Annotated in this window: 18 protein-coding genes and 1 tRNA gene; 8 read left to right on the forward strand and 11 right to left on the reverse strand. The window is 63.3% G+C overall.

All coding sequences use genetic code 11. The features are described from left to right. Positions 1–70: 70 nt before the first annotated feature. Entirely contained in the window at positions 71–520 is a 450-nt protein-coding gene (locus M2267_RS18710; RefSeq protein ID WP_429116125.1) for a hypothetical protein, read from the forward strand. Positions 521–523: 3 nt separating this feature from the next. Here M2267_RS18710 and M2267_RS18715 read toward each other — a convergent pair whose 3' ends face one another. Continuing rightward, positions 524–778 (reverse strand): hypothetical protein, encoded by a 255-nt coding sequence (locus M2267_RS18715; protein WP_429116127.1) that lies wholly within the window; start codon positions 776–778, stop codon positions 524–526. 337 nt (positions 779–1115) lie between these two features. Between M2267_RS18715 and iolG the strand changes: the two genes are divergently transcribed. Continuing rightward, positions 1116–2108, forward strand: coding sequence for an inositol 2-dehydrogenase (gene iolG, locus M2267_RS18720; protein WP_034793914.1), 993 nt, complete (start codon positions 1116–1118; stop codon positions 2106–2108). Between the two features lie 84 nt (positions 2109–2192). Here the strand turns inward: iolG and M2267_RS18725 are convergent, their stop codons facing one another. Next, positions 2193–4553, reverse strand: coding sequence for a bifunctional diguanylate cyclase/phosphodiesterase (locus tag M2267_RS18725; protein ID WP_429116129.1), 2361 nt, complete (start codon positions 4551–4553; stop codon positions 2193–2195). Positions 4554–4670: 117 nt separating this feature from the next. Then, complete coding sequence (locus M2267_RS18730) at positions 4671–5897, reverse strand: ROK family transcriptional regulator (protein WP_429116131.1); 1227 nt, start codon at positions 5895–5897, stop codon at positions 4671–4673. Positions 5898–6243: 346 nt separating this feature from the next. On the opposite strand from M2267_RS18730, the gene xylF reads away from it, so the two are divergent. From xylF to M2267_RS18745, 3 genes are all read left to right on the forward strand, one after another. Further along, a complete protein-coding gene (gene xylF, locus M2267_RS18735; RefSeq protein ID WP_043611674.1) occupies positions 6244–7281 on the forward strand; it encodes a D-xylose ABC transporter substrate-binding protein in 1038 nt (345 codons plus the stop codon). Positions 7282–7508: 227 nt separating this feature from the next. Further along, the gene (locus M2267_RS18740) at positions 7509–8834 is read left to right on the forward strand and encodes a sugar ABC transporter permease (protein WP_429116133.1); all 1326 of its coding nucleotides are present in this window, start codon (positions 7509–7511) and stop codon (positions 8832–8834) included. Positions 8835–8846: 12 nt separating this feature from the next. Then, the gene (locus M2267_RS18745) at positions 8847–9632 is read left to right on the forward strand and encodes an ATP-binding cassette domain-containing protein (RefSeq protein WP_034793927.1); all 786 of its coding nucleotides are present in this window, start codon (positions 8847–8849) and stop codon (positions 9630–9632) included. Between the two features lie 68 nt (positions 9633–9700). Here M2267_RS18745 and M2267_RS18750 read toward each other — a convergent pair whose 3' ends face one another. Both M2267_RS18750 and M2267_RS18755 read right to left on the reverse strand, forming a co-directional pair. Then, complete coding sequence (locus tag M2267_RS18750) at positions 9701–10126, reverse strand: GtrA family protein (RefSeq protein WP_429116136.1); 426 nt, start codon at positions 10124–10126, stop codon at positions 9701–9703. A 91-nt stretch (positions 10127–10217) separates the two neighbouring features. Next, the gene (locus tag M2267_RS18755) at positions 10218–10643 is read right to left on the reverse strand and encodes a hypothetical protein (RefSeq protein ID WP_429116137.1); all 426 of its coding nucleotides are present in this window, start codon (positions 10641–10643) and stop codon (positions 10218–10220) included. 55 nt (positions 10644–10698) lie between these two features. Here M2267_RS18755 and M2267_RS18760 point away from each other — a divergent pair, with 55 nt between their 5' ends. Continuing rightward, positions 10699–12171 (forward strand): GMC family oxidoreductase N-terminal domain-containing protein, encoded by a 1473-nt coding sequence (locus M2267_RS18760; protein ID WP_429116139.1) that lies wholly within the window; start codon positions 10699–10701, stop codon positions 12169–12171. A gap of 36 nt (positions 12172–12207) precedes the next feature. Next, positions 12208–13236, forward strand: coding sequence for an NAD-dependent epimerase/dehydratase family protein (locus tag M2267_RS18765; RefSeq protein ID WP_043611680.1), 1029 nt, complete (start codon positions 12208–12210; stop codon positions 13234–13236). Here M2267_RS18765 and M2267_RS18770 read toward each other — a convergent pair. Genes M2267_RS18770 through M2267_RS18780 form a run of 3 tightly spaced genes read right to left on the reverse strand, consistent with a single transcriptional unit; the run spans position 13220 to position 16571 of the window. Continuing rightward, positions 13220–13978 carry an HAD family hydrolase gene (locus M2267_RS18770; RefSeq protein ID WP_429116142.1) on the reverse strand — a complete coding sequence of 253 codons (759 nt, stop codon included), beginning with the start codon at positions 13976–13978 and terminating at the stop codon, positions 13220–13222. The genes M2267_RS18765 and M2267_RS18770 overlap by 17 nt on opposite strands. After that, complete coding sequence (locus M2267_RS18775; RefSeq protein ID WP_429116144.1) at positions 13975–14982, reverse strand: UbiA family prenyltransferase; 1008 nt, start codon at positions 14980–14982, stop codon at positions 13975–13977. Before M2267_RS18775 ends, M2267_RS18770 begins: the two co-directional genes overlap by 4 nt. A gap of 44 nt (positions 14983–15026) precedes the next feature. Next, positions 15027–16571: an ArnT family glycosyltransferase gene (locus tag M2267_RS18780; RefSeq protein WP_429116145.1), complete on the reverse strand. Its 1545-nt coding sequence runs from the start codon at positions 16569–16571 to the stop codon at positions 15027–15029. A gap of 367 nt (positions 16572–16938) precedes the next feature. Here M2267_RS18780 and M2267_RS18785 point away from each other — a divergent pair. Further along, a tRNA-Arg gene (locus M2267_RS18785) sits at positions 16939–17015 on the forward strand. Positions 17016–17128: 113 nt separating this feature from the next. Here M2267_RS18785 and M2267_RS18790 read toward each other — a convergent pair. The 3 genes from M2267_RS18790 to M2267_RS18800 form a co-directional block, all read right to left on the reverse strand. Continuing rightward, complete coding sequence (locus M2267_RS18790) at positions 17129–17665, reverse strand: OmpA family protein (RefSeq protein ID WP_429116147.1); 537 nt, start codon at positions 17663–17665, stop codon at positions 17129–17131. A gap of 13 nt (positions 17666–17678) precedes the next feature. Then, the gene (locus M2267_RS18795; RefSeq protein WP_043611686.1) at positions 17679–18356 is read right to left on the reverse strand and encodes a L,D-transpeptidase; all 678 of its coding nucleotides are present in this window, start codon (positions 18354–18356) and stop codon (positions 17679–17681) included. A 275-nt stretch (positions 18357–18631) separates the two neighbouring features. Beyond that, a complete protein-coding gene (locus M2267_RS18800) occupies positions 18632–18946 on the reverse strand; it encodes a hypothetical protein (RefSeq protein ID WP_429116149.1) in 315 nt (104 codons plus the stop codon). Between the last annotated feature and the right edge of the window lie 138 nt (positions 18947–19084).

Raw genomic sequence — 19084 nt, forward strand, 5'->3', positions numbered from 1 at the left:
CCGGGCATGATCACGCTGATCAGCCCGGGATAATATCCGCCTGTCATTTTGCACGGTGATCGGAGACGTCATGTTTGGAATGTCAGTCTTTCAGTCGGTGCTCGAGCGGCTGAAATCGGAAGAGGATATCGAACCGGCACCGGCCGAAGCGACGCGTGTCGCCACGCCTTATGCCCCGGCATTCGACAACACCTTTGCGGCCGAAAGCGCCCACTCGGCTGCCTTCGGCGCCGTCGAGCGCGCCTATCTCGATGCGTCCTTCGTGGAGCCACCGCCTCCACCGGTCATGCCGGATTATCTTAGCCGTACGACGCTTGCAGACGTGGCCGAGGAACTGGCGCTTGTCGACGGCGAAACGCAGATGACCCTTGCGGCAAAACGGCGGGCCTTCGCGGCCCTGAACCATCCGGACCGTCTGCCGGCCGCTTTCCGCGCCAATGCCACCGTGCGCATGAAGCTCGCCAACATGCTGATCGACGAAGCCGCAAAGCAGATGCGCGCCATCAACCCGGCGCCGTGAACCTCAGCCGGCAGTGTCGCTCCCGTCGCCCTTGCCTTGCCCCTCGTCCCCAGCTTTCTCGACGCCCTTCTCACTCGGCTTGTAGAAAACCAAGAGCGCCGCCGAGGCATAGGCGGTGACCGCGAGGAAAATCATCCCCCACATCGTTTGCTCGCCCAGGAACTCGACCACTGTCCAGACGCCGCAGAAGCCCACGATCAGCAGACGGATCCACAGTGGGCGGTAGAAGGGATGGTCCGGGTCGATGAATTTGAGCATTCTGTCCTCTGGTGGCCTTGTCGCGTGCGTCCCATTTAGGGGAAATTCGTCGCGGACGGCAAGGCCATGGCCTCCGACTCCCCTTGACGGACACAATAAAAATGGAATAAAAATTCCGAAATAATCTACATCGGCGACTTCATTCCAAATAAAGAAGTGACCGAGTGGAAATGGAGGTATCAAGGGAGAGGTGCTGAGCGCAGCGTTCCAACGCGCGGTCTTTCGTGGCAATTCTCCAAACCATTCGCGGAAGCAGCGTTCCGCGGCGCCTTTGCGCGATGAGCGCCGATCATCACGCCCCTTCCCGGTCGCGAACCGGAATTCGAGAGAAACAGAGATGACAGTCAGATTTGGTCTTCTGGGCGCCGGCCGCATCGGCAAGGTTCATGCGAAAGCCGTCAGCGGCAATCCCGACGCTGTGCTTGTTGCCGTCGCCGATGCCTTCCCCGCCGCCGCCGATGCCATCGCCAAGCAGTATGGCTGCGAGGTCCGCACCATCGAAGCGATCGAAGCGGCGAAGGACATCGACGCCGTCGTCATCTGCACGCCGACCGATACCCATGCCGACCTGATCGAACGCTTCGCCCGCGCCGGCAAGGCGATCTTCTGCGAGAAGCCCGTCGATCTCGACGCCGAGCGCGTGAAGGCCTGCCTCAAGGTCGTGAGCGAGACCAAGGCCAAGCTGATGGTCGGCTTCAACCGCCGCTTCGACCCGCATTTCATGGCCGTGAAGAAGGCGATCGACGCCGGCAAGATCGGCGATGTCGAAATGGTGACGATCACCTCGCGCGATCCGGGCGCCCCGCCGGTCGACTATATCAAGCGTTCGGGCGGCATCTTCCGCGACATGACCATCCACGACTTCGACATGGCCCGCTTCCTGCTCGGCGAAGAGCCGGTCTCAGTGACGGCAACCGCCGCCGTTCTCGTCGACAAGGCGATCGGCGAAGCCGGCGACTATGACAGCGTCTCGGTTATCCTGCAGACGGCGTCCGGCAAGCAGGCGATCATCTCCAATTCCCGTCGCGCCACCTACGGCTACGACCAGCGCATCGAAGTGCACGGTTCGAAGGGCGTGGCTTCGGCCGAGAACCAGCGCCCGGTCTCGATCGAGATCGCCAATGGCGACGGTTACACCCGCCCGCCGCTGCACGATTTCTTCATGACCCGCTACACCGAAGCCTATGCCAACGAGATCGAGAGCTTCATCGCCGCAATCGAAAAGGGCGCGGAAATCACGCCATCGGGCAAGGACGGCCTCGCGGCCCTCGCACTTGCCGATGCGGCTGTGAAGTCGGTCGTCGAGAAGCGCCAGATCAGCGTCGCCTGAGCCTTCGTCACGATTAACTGAAAAGGCCGGGCACCCTATGCCCGGCCTTTTTTTTCGTGGCCATGCTGCCCGGTCGTAGCCGCTTCAGCCGTCGGCGCGCGCCGGTACCTTCTCCCAGCGCGCGGTTTCCTGGCCGGTACTGGGGGCAGCCCCCGGCCTGCCGGAGAGGAAGCCCTGTATCTGCAGGCAGCCCTCCTCCGCAAGGATCTGTCTTTGCCGTTCGGTTTCGACGCCCTCGGTGACCACCGCAAGCCTGAGGCTGTGGCCAAGCGCGATGATCGCCCGGACGATCGCCTGTGCCGAAGGGTCCTTTTCCAGCGCCGCGGTGAAGCTGCAATCGATCTTCAGCTTGTCGAAGGGGAAGGTCTGCAGGTTGCTGAGCGACGAATGGCCGGTGCCGAAATCGTCCATGACGATCCGCACGCCAAGCACCCGCAGGCGCACCAGAACCGCCAGCACATCCTCGCGATTGTGCATCAGCGCCGCCTCGGTGATCTCGAGCTCGAGCCGCCAGGGATCAAGGCCGGTGCGGCGCAGGATGTTCGCAACCTGGTCAAAAAGATTGGGCAACAGGAACTGCACGGGCGAAATGTTGACGGAAATCGGCAGGGGTTCGTTCCACTTCGCCGCTTCCGTGCAGGCCTGCTCCAGCACCCATTCGCCGATCTGGATGATCGAACCGCTCTCCTCGGCGATCGGGATGAAGACATCCGGGCCAATCAACCCGCGCTGCGGGTGCTCCCAGCGCAGAAGCGCCTCATAGCCGATGACCCTGTCGCTCTGGACCTCGACCAGCGGCTGGTATTCGAGGAAGAACTGCCGGCGAAGCACCGCATGGCGCAGGTCGTTTTCGATCTGGCGGCGGGTGCGGACTGCCTCGTCCATCTCCCGGTCGAAAAAGCAGGCGATGCCCTTGCCGCTCTGCTTGGCGCGGTAGAGCGCCGTGTCGGCATTGTTGCGCAACTGGTCCGCCGTTTGCCCGTCGGCCGGAAAGATCGCAGCCCCGATGCTGACGCCGACGGCGGTCGGGTCGCGATTGGTGTCCATCTCGGCGGCAAACAGCGCCAGGATCCGGTCCGTCAGCTGCCGCGCCGCTTCCGGCTCCCTGCCGCCCACCTGGATGATCGCAAACTCGTCGCCGCCGAGCCGGGCGATCGTATCCTGCTCGCCGACGGCCGCCCGCAGGATATCGGCGACCTTCTTCAGGATGCGGTCGCCCTCGCCGTGGCCGAAGATGTCGTTGACCGCCTTGAAGCGGTCGAGGTCGAGGCAGAGGATCGCCAGTTCCTCGTTTCTCGCAGCCGCCGCCGCCAGCGTCTGGGCCAGCCTGCGGTCGAAGAAGGCGCGGTTCGGCAGATCCGTCAGCGCGTCATGATGGGCGAGATGTTCGATCGTGCGCTCGGCTTCTTTGCGCGCCCTAAGGTCGCGCACGAAGATAACGTCGCATTCCCGGCCGCGATATTCGATCGTCCGGCACATGAACTCCACCGGAATGGTGCGGCCTTCCGCGTTCAGAAGATCGATTTCGCCCGGACCATCGCCGTGCCTGTGGGCGTCCAATCCCTCTTCGCCGAAAACGAAGATATCCGCCGGAGACCGCCTGGAGAGTTCCGACAGCTTGCGGCCCGTCAGCCCTGCGAAGCGTTCGTTGGCGTCCACGATCACGCCATCGAAGACGATCGCCATCCCTTCAAGCGATGCATTGGCGAGCCCGCGCAGATCCGTCAGGTGCCGGTCGAGAAAGAGCGCGCCGAAGGCGAGCACGATCAAGGTGGTCGAAGCGGCAATGACGCCGCCCGCAAGCCAGGCGGGATGGATGGTCTCGGCAACGGCGACATTGGCCTCGGGCACCAGCGTGATGCCGCTCATCGAGGTGAAATGCAGCGCACAGATGCCGACGACCAGAAGCAGCGACGCGACGACCATGCGCCGCACGCCACGCAAGAGCTGAAAGGCGTAGAGCGCGGCCCCGGCCAGCATCGTCCCGGCGAGCACGGCGGAGACCGTCATTTCGGGATCGTAAGAAATATGCCCCTGGATCTCGATCGCCCGCATGCCGGTAAAGTGCATCGCCGCAATGCCGGCGCCGAGCAGCAGGCCGCCGCAGGTCATCGAAAGATGCGAGCGCCCGCCGAGGCCGATCGCAAAGGCGAGCCAGGACGCTGCGATCGCCACGGCCACCGAGAGGAGCGTGCCCCAGGCGCCATAGGCGACGGGAACGCCGCCATCATAGGCGAGCATGGCGATGAAATGGGTGGACCAGACGCCGATACCGCAGGCAAAGCCGCTGGCCGCGATCCACAAACCGCGTTGGCTGCCTTCGCTTCGCTGCGCGCGCAACAGGAGCAGCATCGTCGCGACGCTGCCTGCCAGGCAGACGATCGCGGCAGCCAGGGTGAGGCGCCAGTCATGATCGTCGCGTATGCATGCAATCACTGAAAACATAATCGTCTCCCGCGTCAGGCTCACCTTGACAAGGAGTCGCTAAATAACTGTAAATTGCATCGCTGGAATTGTTCACCTTCGACACAACCCCAAAAATGGTTGCGCCGAAAATTCGCCTCACCCGTGCATCGCGGATGCGCCGACGCTGGCGGTATCGCCATCGATCGCGCCGAGCGCCCGTGCCAGGTGCCCCTCGAAAACCAGGCGCTGCTCGTCGGCAACGACCGTGATTTCCGGCGCCCCCTGAAGCCGGATCTGCATCGATTGGGCGAGGCCCTCCTCGATCCCCGGCAGCATCAAATCGAAGTAGCGGAGGCCCGGTCCGGTGACATGGACGGGCATGCGCTCATAGAGGCTCAACATGCGCGAAATGCCGTTGCCGAGCGCGATGCCCGCCTGGCGAAAGGCATAGCCGGCCATGCGGTGGCCCTGCCGTGCGCTGGCGGCAATCTTGTCGAGTTCCGTTACCGGTACGAACTTGGCGGGAATGGTATCGGCCGGCACTTCGAAGGCCGCGCGCAGGATGCCGTAGAAGCCGGCGGCCGCCTCGATGCAACCATAGGCGCCGCAGCGGCAAAGGCCCGCCGACGGCATGTGCAGCATGTGGCCGAAATTCGGCGCGCTGACATCCATCTCGCCGCTCTGGCTCTTGCGCGCGACCCCGAGCCCGATGCTGTGCCCGAGCGAGATCGCCGCAAGCGCCCTAAAGCCGCTCTCCGGCTTGCGCTCGGCCTGGGCGGCGAGTGCCTGCGCGACCAGAAGGGTTTCGTTGCTGAGCATAACCTTCGCCCGCCAGTCCGGCGCGAGCAGCGCGGCGAAATCGAGCTCCTCCCGTCCGAACACCGGCGACCACAGGAGCCGCGCGGACGCGCCGTCCACCAGGCCCTTGCTGCTGATCGAGACAGCCAGCACCTGGCTGCGCTCCAGTCTCGACCGTTGCAACAGGCGCTCGAGCGCATCGACGAATGCCCGGGCGAAAGGGGCGGTACCGCGCTCATCGTGGTTTCGGGTTTCGTCGAAGCGGTCGAGCAACGTACCGCCGTAATCGACCAGCGAATATTGCACGATGTCGGACGAGATCCGGACGACGATCAGGTGGCCGTGATCGCGGCGTGGCGTGAACAGCACCCGTGGCCGCCCGCGCCCGCCCTGGACCTGCTGCTCCGCCTTGGCGAGCACGCCCGCCTTCTCCAGTTCGGCCGTGATCGCCGACACAGTCGCCGAGGCAAGCCCGGTCTCGGAAGAGATTTCCGTATGGGAAAGATTGCCGGCGCGCCGGAGCGCTGCAAGGACCAACGCGCTGTTTTGCTGACGCACGAGCTCAGTGCTGGACTTGGTCAGCATGAGACGTCCCTGTCAGTGGCGGATCCTTCGAACACATGCCCCTCCCAAAGCATCTGTTGACCGGCAAGACAAGGCGCCGAACACCTTGTCGACAGCCTTGTGGCACCGATTTTCGGGACGGTCGAGAAACATCGGACACGACCGCTCGCGGAGCACCTTGTTGATGCCGCAACCGACGCTTTCACGCCGTGTTGACAGCCTCAAAAATCCATGACATTCATTTTCTCGACTGTCGAGAAAATAATTCCGCACGGTGTAGCGGCACGATCTACGACAGCGTCTAAGGCTGGCAGAGGATGGTGCGGGAGGTTCGCACGCTCGGCCGGCCCTCACTCGGGAGGATGAAATGAAATCCGTTTTGAAGCTGATGGCAGGCGTTGCCGTCATCGTTTCCCTGCATTCCGTTGCCCAGGCAAAGGACCTGGTCGTCGGCGTTTCCTGGTCCAACTTCCAGGAAGAGCGCTGGAAAACCGACGAAGCCGCCATCAAGGCAGCCCTCGAAGCCTCGGGCGACAAGTACATCTCCGCTGACGCACAGTCGTCCGCCGCCAAGCAGCTGACCGACATCGAATCGCTGATCGCCCAGGGCGCCAACGCACTGATCGTGCTTGCCCAGGACAGCGACGCCATCGGCCCGGCAATCGAAAAGGCCGCTGCCGAAGGCATTCCGGTCGTCGGCTACGACCGCCTGATCGAAAACCCGGCGGCCTTCTACATCACCTTCGACAACAAGGAAGTGGGTCGCATGCAGGCCCGCGAAGTGTTCAAGGTGAAGCCGGAAGGCAACTACGTCTTCATCAAGGGCTCGTCTTCCGACCCGAACGCCGACTTCCTCTTCTCCGGACAGATGGAAGTGCTGAAGGAAGCCGTCGACGCCGGCAAGATCAAGAATGTCGGCGAAGCCTATACCGACGGCTGGAAGCCTGAAAACGCCCAGAAGAACATGGAGCAGTTCCTGACCGCCAACGACAACAAGGTCGATGCGGTCGTCGCCTCCAACGACGGCACCGCGGGCGGCGCAATCGCTGCCCTCGACGCTCAAGGGTTGGCCGGCTCCGTTCCGGTCTCCGGCCAGGACGCAGACAAGGCGGCTCTGAACCGCGTTGCGCTCGGCACGCAGACCGTTTCGGTCTGGAAGGACAGCCGTGAACTCGGCAAGCGCGCCGCAGAAGTCGCCGTCGAACTTGCCGGCGGCAAGAAGATGGAAGAAGTCTCTGGCGTCACCACCTTCAACGGCGGCCCGAAGGGCGTCGCCATGCAGTCGGTCTTCCTGGCTCCCCTGCCGATCACCAAGGACAACCTGAACGTCGTCATCGACGCGGGCTGGATCTCCAAGGCTGAAGCCTGCCAGGGCGTCAAGGGCGACGTCGCGGCCTGCAAATAAGCCGCACCAGCAGAACTGAGCGCTGACAAAAGACAAGCGCCGCAACGCAACCCGTTGCGGCGCTTGCGCAAGGTGCGGACGCGGCGGACAATACCGCTTCCGCGACCGCAACAATCAGCACGCAGGCTCGGTTTCTGCCGTCGCACCGGACTTGTCGCGTCCATTTGGGGCTCTTGGTGCCTCTGACGCGATGACATCAACAACATAAGTGGGGGGAAGGCACGTCCATGGCCGACATCACACAAGGCAACACAAAGGGCGCACAGACAAATCGCGCCCGTACAGCGGACGAGAACCCGGTAAAACGTTTCTTCCGCGCCACCGAGATCGACACCCGGCTGCTCGGCATGGTCGGCGCACTCGTCATCATCTGGGTCGGCTTCCAGATCATGACCGGCGGGCTGTTCCTGACGCCACGCAACCTTTGGAACCTGACGGTTCAGACCTCTTCTGTCGCCGTGATGGCGACCGGCATGGTGCTGATCATCGTCACCCGCAACATCGACCTCTCCGTCGGCTCCGTGCTCGGCTTCTGCGGCATGGTCATGGGGGTCATGCAGGCGAAGTTCCTGCCGCAATATCTCGGCCTCGAACACCCGGCCATCTGGATCATCACCCTTCTGAGCGGCATCGCCGTCGGTGCCGCCATCGGCGCGCTGCAGGGCTCGATCGTCGCCTTCCTCAATGTGCCCGCCTTCATCGTCACGCTCGGCGGCCTGCTCGTCTGGCGCGGCGCCACCTGGTTCGTCACCAGCGGCCAGACGGTCGCACCAATGAACGCCACCTTCCGCCTGATGGGCGGCGGCACAGAAGGCTCGATCGGCGCAACGGCCAGCTGGATCGTCGGCATCCTCGCCTGCATCGCCATCGTTGCCGCCATCCTCAATTCGCGCAAGCAGCGCAAGCGCTTCCGCTTCCCGCTGCGCCCGGTCTGGGCGGAGTACTTCCTGGCGATCCTCGGCTGTATCCTGGTGCTCGGCGCGATCACTGTCGCCAACAGCTACTACTGGCCGACCAACATCGCCCGCAAATATGCCGACGCCAACGGCATCGCCTGGCCGGACGGCGGCCTCATGATCTCGCACGGCATTGCCATTCCGGTGCTGATGGCGATCGCCGTCGGCATCGTCATGACCTTCATCGCCACCCGCCTGCGTTTCGGCCGCTATGTCTTTGCACTCGGCGGCAACCCCGAGGCGGCCGAACTCGCCGGCATCAAGACCCGCTGGGTTACCGTCAAGATCTTCACGCTGATGGGCATCCTCTGCGCCATCGCCGCGGCGATCTCGACCGCTCGCCTCAATGCGGCGACCAACGCGCAGGGCGAACTCGACGAGCTCTATACGATCGCCGCAGCCGTCATCGGCGGCACCTCGCTTGCCGGCGGCGTCGGCACGATCGCCGGCGCCATGATCGGTGCGCTCGTCATGCAATCCCTGCAGTCGGGCATGGTGCTCCTGGGGATCGACAGTCCGTTCCAGCGCATCGTCGTCGGCGTGGTCCTCGTCGTCGCCGTCTGGCTCGACACCGTCTACCGCGCCCGCGCCAAGTAAGGAGTACGATCCATGAAAGACCAACGCACTCCGCTTGTGGAAATGAAGAACATTTCCATCTCCTTCGGCGGCATCCACGCGGTGGACAACGCCTCCGTCGATCTCTACCCCGGCGAAGTCGTGGCCCTGCTTGGCCACAACGGCGCCGGCAAGTCGACCCTGATCAAGATCCTCTCGGGCGCCTACAAGCGCGATGCCGGCGAGATCCTGATCAACGGCGAGGCCGCCGACATCAACAACCCGCGCGACGCCAAGAAATACGGCATCGAGACGATCTACCAGACGCTCGCCGTCGCCGACAACGTCGACGCCGCCGCCAACCTCTACCTCGGCCGTGAACTGCGCACGCCGTGGGGCACGCTCGACGACGTGGCGATGGAGGCCAAGGCCCGCGAAGTCATGGGGCGCCTCAACCCCAACTTCCAGCGCTTCAAGGAGCCGGTGAAGGCGCTTTCGGGCGGCCAGCGGCAATCGGTGGCGATCGCCCGCGCGATCCTCTTCGACGCCCGCATCCTGATCATGGACGAGCCGACGGCAGCCCTTGGGCCGCAGGAGACCGCCCAGGTCGGCGATCTCATCAAGCAGCTGAAGCGCGAAGGCATCGGCATCTTCCTAATCAGCCACGACATCCACGACGTCTTCGACCTCGCCGACCGCGTGTCGGTCATGAAGAACGGCCAGGTCGTCGGCCAGGCCCGCACCGAGGACGTCACCAAGGACGAGGTGCTCGGCATGATCATCATGGGCAAGGTACCGCCCAAGGCCATCCCCGGCCCCGGCGCCATGCAGGTGGCGTAGGCCAAGCGGTCGGCTTCATCGCGCAAGACCACACTCTCAACGACGCCGCGCCCCCGGGCGCGGCGTTTCTATTTGCCCGATGAGGCTCGCCCCGCCGCACGGGCCGGCTCCGTGCCGCCCGCTTCGCCAGCACTGCGAGTGCGAAAAATCAGCGTCCGGCTCAGCGCATAGTTCACCGAAAAGACCAGGAGCAGCGCCAGCGCCTGGGCAACGACATAGTGCATGACGGCCGATAGCAGCAGGAAGGCAACTGCGTTTATTCCGGCGCCAAAGGTCGATACCGCCAAGAACTTCGGCAGCGCCTTCAGGTGCGGTTCGTCAGATCGGAAGGTAAAGCGCCGCTGCAGGCAATAGTTGACGACGACGGCAAAGTAGAAGGCGATGGTGGACGCATAGACCGGTTCGAGCCGCGCCGTCTCGACCAGCACGGCCAGCGTGGCCACCTGCAGGCTCGCCGCGATGCAGCCGCAGGCGAAATAGCGAACAAAACTCATATCCAGAAGGCGTCTCATCCCGTGCCTTTCGCATAGAGCGACGTCCGGCGACTGGCGCACAGACGGTCGTCGTCTGGCCGAAAACAACGTTTTAGTAGCTTTTGCTTATAAGAGCAGCTAGAAATACAGGCAGTAAAGAGCAGACAACCGTATTCATCAAAACAGCGTCAGGCTCCTTACGAGGGGTCGGCTTGATAACGGGGCTCGGGCAATGTCGCAGCACTTTCAGCAGGCCATCCTGGCGCTCGGCGAGACGATCGCCCATGAACGCGGCGCGACCGATGACAGCCGCGGCGCCCTGGGCGTCCGTGCGGCAGAGTTCCTGCTGAAAGTTCATCGTCAGATGCCCGACTATCTGCGCCCGCCCTTCCATAGTCTCGTGCTTCTTTTCAATGCCTGGCCGCTGCTGCGCAGAGGCAAGTTCTTTCATCAGCTTTCGCTCGACGATCGGCTGACCGAACTCGACAAATGGCGGCAATCCCGCCTCGAGTTCCGGCGGCGTTTCGTCGAGTTCCATATGTCATTGGCATTATTCTGTATTTACTCAGACCTTTACGGCCAGGACTACCAGCATGAACCTGTCGCAACCGGAGCGCCGGCTGGCCCCTGAGAGGCTCGCCCCCGACATCATTGTCATCGGCTCCGGCCCGGGCGGCGCGGTGACCGCCACCCGCTGTGCGGAAGCGGGCAAGTCCGTGCTGATGATCGAGGAAGGTCCGCATCTGGCGCTTGAGTCCGCGCCGCATTTCTCCCGCGAGGAAATCCTTCAGAAGTACCGCAACGCCGGCATCAACATCGGCTTCGGCGCTACCAAGATCGCCTATGTCGAAGGCTGCTGCGTCGGCGGTGGCAGCGAGATCAACCGCGGCCTCTACCACCGCACGCCGCAGGCGGTGCTCGACCGCTGGATAAGCGACTATCGGGTCGATGCGCTGACACTCGAAGATCTGACCCCGCATTTCGACGCCTGCGAGGCGGTCGCCAGGGTCGAATACCTGCCCGGCCCTGCGCCGCAGCTGTCGACGCGGCTCGACGAGGGTGCGCAGCGGCTCGGCTGGTCTTCCCTCGAAGTGCCGCGCCTCTATGCCTACGCCGCCGCCGGGGCCGGCGGATCTCCGGGCCGCAAGCAATCGATGTCGGCAACCTTCGTGCCGCGCTTTCTTGATGCCGGCGGCATGCTGCTGGCCGATACCTGCGCAACCAGGCTTACCCATGCGAACGGGCAGTGGACGGTGCATGCGCGCAGCAAGGGGGCGGGAGGCACACGCCAGATCGAGCTGAAGGCAAAAACCGTCTTCGTTGCCGGCGGCGCGGTGCAGACCCCGTGGCTGCTGCGCCGCTCCGGCATCACCCGCCACGTCGGCGACAGCCTGCGCTTCCATCCGATGCTGAAGGTGGTGGCGGTCTTCCCCGACGAGCTCAACACCCCTGGCGAACTCGAGCCCGTCCACCAGATCAAGGAATTCGACCCACGCTTCAGCATGGGCTGCTCGATGAGCAAGCGGCCGGCACTGGCGCTTGCCATGGCGGCGCATCCGGAGATGATCGACGCGGTCGACCAGGACTGGCGGCGCATGGCGATCTACTACGTGCAAAGCACCGGCGGATCCGGCAAGGTGAGATCCCTGCCCGGCTTTCGCGATCCCCTGGTGCGGATCGGCCTTCAGCCCTCGGATCTGAAGGAGCTGGCCGTCGGCCTCGCACGCCTCGCGGAGGTTCTCTTTGCCGCCGGCGCCCTTGCGGTCTATCCGAGCATTCCGGGCTATCCCGTGCTGAAATCGCTGGCCGATATCGCCAAGCTTCCCGAAACGCTTCCTCCCAAGCAGGCAAACGCCACCGCACTTCACCTCTTCTCCTCCTGCCCGATGGGCGAGGATGCCGAAAAATGCGCGGCGAGTTCGTTCGGGCGCGTGCATGGCGCCAACAATCTCTACATCGCCGACGCTTCGCTTCTGTGCGGCCCGACGGTCGTCAATCCGCAAGGAACGGTGATGGCCGTCGCGCATCGCAACATCACACGCGCGCTCGAGGATCGGGCGATCTGATCGGACTATTCCCGCAGACAGGGGCTGGAGGGACACATGCGACATTTGATTACCGGCGGATCGGGTTTCATCGGCAACCTCGCAGCACGACGGTTGCGCGAACACGGCGACGAGGTGCGGGTGCTCGACCTCTGGGAGGATCGCTCCCGCCCGGCCGATATCGAGTTCGTCAATTGCTCCGTGCTCGACCGCGACGGCGTGCGCGCCGCCATGCGCGACGTCGACGTCGTTCACCACAATGCGGCGCTGGTGGCGCAGACGGATGCGGGGCGCGACTACTGGAACGTCAATGTCGAGGGGACCCGCATCGTCTGCGAGGAAGCCGCAAGCGCGGGCGTCCGATCGCTGATCCATGTCAGCTCGACCGCCGCCTACGGCATCCCGCCGTCCGGCCCGATTACCGCGGCGACCCCGCTTCGTCCGGTGGAGCCCTATGGCAAATCGAAGCGCGCCGGCGAAGAGGTCGCCGAAGCCATCTGCGCGGCCGCCGATATGACCCTGATCACCATCCGCCCCCGGGCGACCCTTGGCGGCGGCCGGCTCGGCATCTTCCAGATCCTCTTCGAGTGGATCAGCGAAAACCGCGCCGTCTATGTCATCGGATCCGGCAACATCAAGTTCCAGTTCGTCCACGCCCATGATCTCATGGATTTCTACATGCTGGCGCTGAAGGCCGGCCGGAGCGGCACCTACAATGTCGGCACCGACCGCTTCGGCACGTTGCGTCACGACCTGGAGGCCCTGATCCGCTATGCCGGCAGCACTTCGAAGGTCCGGAGCCTGCCGACTGCCGCCACCATCAACACGCTCCGGGCGCTGCATTGGCTGAGGGTCTCGCCGCTGGTGCCGTGGCACTATCTTACCTACCACAAGGAATGCTACTTCGACGTCGAGCCTCTGCTTGCCATGGGCTGGCGGCCGAAATACTCCAACGAAGCCATGCTGCAGGAGAGCTACGACTGGTATCGGCAGAGCGCGAAGGTCGCCTCCGCCATCACCGCAAAGAGCCCGCACCGCGCCCCACTCAAACAGGGCGCGCTCTGGCTGCTCAAGATGATATCGTGAGCGAGCGGGGCGCTGGAGCCGGCGCGCCCATCGGCAGCGGCTCCGTCACCGGCCAGAAGATCTCGTCGTCATAACTGCGAAACGTATCGACGCCGGCGATCGGCCTTGCGCTGCGGATGAGCGCCCGCATGCCGTGGCTCTGCGCCACGGCCCAATCGCGCTCCACCCGGTCGCCGATCATGATCGCCTGCTCCGCCGGCACCTGCGCACAGGCAAGCACATGGGCAAGACCGGCCGGATGCGGCTTCAGAACGCCGACTTCGGGATCCATGGCGGAGACGACAATGCTGGCGCCAAGGCCAAGCGCCTTCAGTTTCTCCGAAGCCGGATAGTCAGACAAAACGGCAATCGTCTTTCCCTGGGCTGCAAGGCCGGCAAAGACCCGCTCGATACCGTAGCACCGGCAAGCCGGAAGGAGATCGAGCGGACGCCGTTCGATCCATTCCTCGACGGTTTTCCTGACGGTCTCCGGCGACCGCCCGCACCGATCCGCGGTCAGTTCGTATTGCCGCTCGGCCACATCGGTCGCCAACGCATCGCCCAGTTCCTCCCGGCAGTCGCGAAAGGCGCGCAGGATGCGGATGGTGCCAAGGCTGCACCTGCGCGCCGCGTCTGCAACAAGCCGTATCAACATGCGTGCCCGCAGCCGCCGCTGGTCGTATAGCGTCCCGTCGAGATCGAACACGACGAGGCGTAACCGATCCCAATGCAAAGCTCCGTTGGGCAACTCCGATCCCGTCATTGCAGCGACGAGATCGGTACGAGGAACGGGGCGGCCATGAAGTCCAGCATCGGCACGTTGACGAAACTCGCGAACAGGAAGACGACGACAGTCAAGGTCAGCATGACGTCCAGCCGGCGCGAATGAAACAGCCTTTCCGGCCGCTGCACCACCGATCCGGGGCGCGTGGCAAGCCAGAGATAGACGGCGAAGAGGCCGCTGATGAACGGAAAGACGAGGATGTATTCCACCCGGTACTTCACCAGGAAAACGCCGAGCAGAAAAGCCGTCATCATCGCGTAGACGAAACAGGAAACGGTCAGGCTCTCCTCGGTGTAGTACTCGAACGACCGCCTGTATTTCTTCAGGACCGCGACCCCGGCATTCGCCGCGATGTCGCGATATTCCCCGAGCCGCTTGGCCGCCATCAGGAAGGCGCCGGCCATCCAGTAGGCCGCAAGCACGCTGACCGGCGGCAAGGTCACCTGATCGACGATCGCCCAGCCGAGCAGGAAGCGGATCGGGTTGTTGAGGCACTCCGTCAGCACATCGAGATAGGGCTTGTCCTTCGCCCGGATCGGCTCGACGTTGTAGAGAATGCCGGACAGCAGGAAGAGCAGCGACGTGGCGAAGAACACCTTGCCGATCACCGACGCAAGCAGCAGTCCGATAGCGGCAAGCAGCAGATATTCGCCGTAGACGATGCGCGGCTGCATCTCGACGACGACGGCACGACGCTGCGACTTGGTCGGATGGGCCGCGTCGCGCTCCCGGTCGAGCCACTCGTTGATGACGTAATTGGCCGATGCGATCGAGACCGCGCTCAGAAGCCCCACGGGAATGTTGATGACCAGAGCCGCCGGATCGGGCTCGCTGAGGGCACAGGCGAGGATCAGCCCCGGCAGGATGAAGACATGCTTGGTGACATGGTCGAACCGGGCCAGCGACAGGTAGTCGCTCGCCCTCCCCTGCGGCTGGGCGCCCAACGCCTCGATGCGCGTCGTCTCTTCAGGGTTCACTGGCATGTCTCTCTCCTTGTCTAGAGACCACGCACGCCTGTCTCGGGCGCCTACGGCGCCCCGGTATTTGCCGTCTGGTAGATGCGACCATCGCTCTCGGAGCGCACGAGCTTCAGCTTGGCGAGCTTGACGAGTTCTTTCTCCGTCACCAGGTAGAACCGCCAGTCGATCGCATCGACAAAGACGACATAGGCATTCTTCTGCGCCATATCCTCGCGAAACCGCTCGAGCTGCAGGTCGAGCGGACCGGCATCGCTTTCAAGGCCGGTGCGCCGCTCGCTATGGGACGGTATCCAGTCCGTCGAGCGGCGCGTCAGGAAATTGAGCGGGTCGCAGGCATTGGTGAAGATGACCGCATCGGCCGGCAACGCCCTGACGGCGCGAACGATCGGCGACGACTTCCAGGCCGTGCTCTGAAAGCCCACCCCTTCGCGAAAGGCTTCCGCCGTCTGGGCGGTGCTGCGCAGTCCGTGGATGGCAAGAAGGCAGAGCAGGATCAGCGCCAGCGAACGGCGAACGACCGGTGCGGCATCGACGCGACCGCAATAGTCTGCCGCTGCAATCACCAGGACGAAGATGATGGCGACATAGAAGGGAAGCGAGTAGCGCGTGTTGAGCTGCAGGTTCGCCTCCACATGCACGGCAAGCACGACGAACAGCAGGTAGAAATATCCAAACAGGCCGAAGATGAGCGTCATCAGATCGCGGTCGTCCGGCCGGCGTTCGGGCCAGTTTCGCTTCAGCGTCTGCACCAGGACAACCGTCGCCGCGACGAGCGCGAGAAGCAGCACCGGGATGCGGATCACCTGCGGCACCTGGCTCGGCAGCAGAAAGCTCGCCAGAAGCGACAGTCCGCCCAGCCAGCGGTCGGCATCGGCATTGCCATAGAACCAGAGCGCGCGGCCGACCGACCGGCCGACCAGCAGCTTGCTGACGATCACCCAAGAAAGAAAGATACCGGCGCTACCGACGAACAGGAGGGCGACGTCGAGGAGCCTTTGGCGAAGAGACCGCGCCGAATTGTAGAAGAGCGCGATGGTGGCAAAGGCTGCCCCCACCGGAGGCGCCACGAAGCGAGCGAGCATGGCAAACCCGACGCAGGTGGATGAGGCAAGCAAGGGTCTGCGCCCCTCGCCGCGCATGTAGCGAATGAAGAAACGGATGCCGAGAAACGTCAGCGCCAGGAACAGCGCCTCCGACATCGCGATCGTGCTCGTCCAGAGGAAAGTCGGATTGACGATGATCAAAAGCGTTCCGACGGTCACGAAGAAAGGCTGGTCCGGCAGCGCCGTCCTGAACAGCGAAACGACGAGCCAGGTATTGAGAAGATAAAGCAGAAAGGCGATGCCGAGCGCGACATGCTCGAGCGCAAACCCAAGGGATCCCCCGGCACCCAGCATCCACGCGTAAAGCGGCGCGTCATAGGGCGTGCTGACGATCTGCATGTAACGCGTCGAATCCGGAAGGATGCCGATACCGTTCCAGGTGTTCAGCACGAAAAGCACGGCCGCGAGCGCAACCAGACACATCAATACGGGATCGGAGCGCAGCCTCTCCAACGCCGGTTCGCCGGTCGTGAGATATCGGTTGACCAAAATCTGCCCCCTCGCCTGAAGCAATTACGCGAGCACTGGGTACTGGAGCACTTGGTTACTGGAACGCTTGCCTACTCGAGCACTGGGTATATTAATTTAGAATTATCTATAACGACGAATTTATAACGCACAGCGCCTCGTCGCAAGGCGGTTTGCCTGACCAATTCTAGCTACATCGGGTGGGTGATCCGGTCATTTGGGTTGGCTATCGCCCGGCGCCATTGCCCGAAGCGATGCGCCGCGATCACAACGCGGGCACAGGATGGCTGTTTCTACCACAATCTCTTGCAATGACCATTGAAGCGACGCGCAAGCTAGGCTAAGAACCGCTCACAGCCTGCTTCGGCGGCCCTGCCGCCAAACGGATGCACCCGTAGCTCAGCTGGATAGAGTGTTGGATTCCGATTCCAAAGGTCACAGGTTCGAATCCTGTCGGGTGCGCCATTTAAGTTTCAGCCAGACTGTCCGCCTTTAAGCGAACTGACCCGCAAAAGCGCTCGTCCGCCTGCGCACAATGATTCTCGCGATCGAGTTCTGCTTTTGCGAACAGAGCCCGCTCAAGTCGCGTCGCGTTCCATCCTGAGATTGGAGACAACGCGGCGGTTTTGGACCTTGCAGGAGCGCTCGGTGCAGTCGCGCACTTCGCGGTCGTTGCCGTAGCCCTTGGCCCAGAGGCGGTTGGGGTCGACGCCCTTGGACACCAGATAGGCCATCACCGCGTCGGCGCGTTTCTGCGACAGGGTTTCCATCTTGGAGGCGGAACCGCTGTCGTCGGAGAAGCCCTGCAGTTTCACCAGCCAGCGCGGGTTGCTGTTGAGCCAGATCGCCTGCTTGTCGAGCGTCGCCTTGGCGACGCTGTCGAGTGTGGAAGAATCCTGGGTGAAGTAGGTCCGGCGGCCGACATTGAGGATAAAGTCCTCCTCGGTGCCGACGGAAACGGTCTCGAAGCCAGGCGCCGGGTCGTCGGTTTTTCCGGTCATCGGCACGGCTGCTGGCTCTTCGACCGCGGCGATTTCGGTAGTGTTGCAGGAAGCAAGCGTCAAGAGAATGGCGGCCGCCGACAGCAGCCTCGTCAATCCGGTCATAGCAGGCATCGGGTGATATTCCTCATTCGACCGGAGTTGCGACCGGGGTTGCTTGGCTGACCTCGGGGGCCTTGTCGGCGATATGCGGCAGCACCTGCACCGCCGTGCCGATCGGACAACGCTGGTAGAGGTCGATCGCATCCTCGTTGAACATGCGGATGCAGCCGCTGGAGGCATCCTTGCCGATGCTGCCGGGCTCCAGCGTGCCGTGGAAGCGGTAGCCGGTATCGACGCCGTCGCGCAGCAGGTACATGGCGCGGGGTCCAAGCGGATTTTTCGGCGAGCCGCCCTCGACGAACTCAGGCAGTTCGGGGTGGCGCTCGCGCATCTCCGGCGGCGGCGTCCAGCGCGGCCAGAGCGACTTGCGGTCGATCGTCGCGCGGCCGTACCACTTGAAGCCTTCTTTCCCGACGCCGACGCCATAGCGGATGGCCGTCTTGTTCTCCATGATCAGGTAGAGAAAGTGGTGCCTGGTATCGACGACGACGGTGCCGATCGGCTCGCTGCTGAAGTATTTGACGACCTGGCGTTGCCATTTCCTGTCGATATTGGCGAAATTGGTGCTCCGGTACGTGACGCCGTTATCGACGGCCGGGCCGGAAAAATAGGATGTCGCCTTTGCGAGTGCCGGGCTCTGAAGCGCGTTGGCGCCAAGCAGCGCCAAACCACCAAGCATAGTTTCCCTGCGGGTCCACACCATCGGCAATATCCCCCGAAAGCCAATTAGCGAGGCTGCAGTAAATCAGATTTTTGAACTGCTACAACAGAAAATTCTCAAGCATCGATTCTTTCATGACGGCCGCCCAATAGATTGGCTCTTCTCACTGTGGACGCCAACAGGGCAGGTAGGAGACACCATCAAAGCTCACAACAGATGAGCTTCCCTTTGCCTCACCGCCACAAAGCGACGCTGCGCCGGGCGCATCTCAAGCACCGGGCGAGCATCGGCCGCGATCGCCGACAACACAAGGCAGATTACTTGATATCGCGGGCCTGCCCTGAGGCTCGCAGCTCCGCGAGCGTCTTTCCAAGGCAGCTTCCGCCGGCATCGGAGCCAACCGCCTTGGCCTCGCCATGCAGCGTGATCGTGCCGGCGAAGTTGTCCGAGGCCATGTAGGTCGCGGTGCCGTCCTCCGTCACCTTGGACAGATAGAAGGCGTGCTGCGTGCCCTTGTATTCGCAGGCGACGGCAAACGGAAATTGATCAAACAGGACGCCTTCGGCATGTGCCGAAGAGCCGAAGGCCTGAACGCTGGCCGCAACCAGCAGTACTGCCAGAGACTTGGACATATTCGCAGAGCGTATGTGCACCATCGATCCCCCAACCCAGCTAGATAAAGGTGTCCGTCGAGCGCGATGGTGCCGCCAAGCGTGCGCTTTGACAAGCCCGACGGGCCAAAATCGGGTACAGCAACTCTCGACCACCGG

The sequence above is a fragment of the Ensifer sp. KUDG1 genome, from assembly GCF_050434285.1.
Taxonomy (GTDB): Bacteria; Pseudomonadota; Alphaproteobacteria; order Rhizobiales; family Rhizobiaceae; genus Ensifer.

Excerpts from the sequence above, each read along its gene's own strand:
- M2267_RS18710 (WP_429116125.1), top strand. The coding sequence starts at position 71 with ATGTTTGGAATGTCAGTCTTTCAGTCGGTGCTCGAGCGGCTGAAATCG.
- M2267_RS18715 (WP_429116127.1), bottom strand. The coding sequence starts at position 778 with ATGCTCAAATTCATCGACCCGGACCATCCCTTCTACCGCCCACTGTGG.
- iolG (WP_034793914.1), top strand. The coding sequence starts at position 1,116 with ATGACAGTCAGATTTGGTCTTCTGGGCGCCGGCCGCATCGGCAAGGTT.
- M2267_RS18725 (WP_429116129.1), bottom strand. The coding sequence starts at position 4,553 with ATGTTTTCAGTGATTGCATGCATACGCGACGATCATGACTGGCGCCTC.
- M2267_RS18730 (WP_429116131.1), bottom strand. The coding sequence starts at position 5,897 with ATGCTGACCAAGTCCAGCACTGAGCTCGTGCGTCAGCAAAACAGCGCG.
- xylF (WP_043611674.1), top strand. The coding sequence starts at position 6,244 with ATGAAATCCGTTTTGAAGCTGATGGCAGGCGTTGCCGTCATCGTTTCC.
- M2267_RS18740 (WP_429116133.1), top strand. The coding sequence starts at position 7,509 with ATGGCCGACATCACACAAGGCAACACAAAGGGCGCACAGACAAATCGC.
- M2267_RS18745 (WP_034793927.1), top strand. The coding sequence starts at position 8,847 with ATGAAAGACCAACGCACTCCGCTTGTGGAAATGAAGAACATTTCCATC.
- M2267_RS18750 (WP_429116136.1), bottom strand. The coding sequence starts at position 10,126 with ATGAGTTTTGTTCGCTATTTCGCCTGCGGCTGCATCGCGGCGAGCCTG.
- M2267_RS18755 (WP_429116137.1), bottom strand. The coding sequence starts at position 10,643 with ATGGAACTCGACGAAACGCCGCCGGAACTCGAGGCGGGATTGCCGCCA.
- M2267_RS18760 (WP_429116139.1), top strand. The coding sequence starts at position 10,699 with ATGAACCTGTCGCAACCGGAGCGCCGGCTGGCCCCTGAGAGGCTCGCC.
- M2267_RS18765 (WP_043611680.1), top strand. The coding sequence starts at position 12,208 with ATGCGACATTTGATTACCGGCGGATCGGGTTTCATCGGCAACCTCGCA.
- M2267_RS18770 (WP_429116142.1), bottom strand. The coding sequence starts at position 13,978 with ATGACGGGATCGGAGTTGCCCAACGGAGCTTTGCATTGGGATCGGTTA.
- M2267_RS18775 (WP_429116144.1), bottom strand. The coding sequence starts at position 14,982 with ATGCCAGTGAACCCTGAAGAGACGACGCGCATCGAGGCGTTGGGCGCC.
- M2267_RS18790 (WP_429116147.1), bottom strand. The coding sequence starts at position 17,665 with ATGCCTGCTATGACCGGATTGACGAGGCTGCTGTCGGCGGCCGCCATT.
- M2267_RS18795 (WP_043611686.1), bottom strand. The coding sequence starts at position 18,356 with ATGGTGTGGACCCGCAGGGAAACTATGCTTGGTGGTTTGGCGCTGCTT.
- M2267_RS18800 (WP_429116149.1), bottom strand. The coding sequence starts at position 18,946 with ATGTCCAAGTCTCTGGCAGTACTGCTGGTTGCGGCCAGCGTTCAGGCC.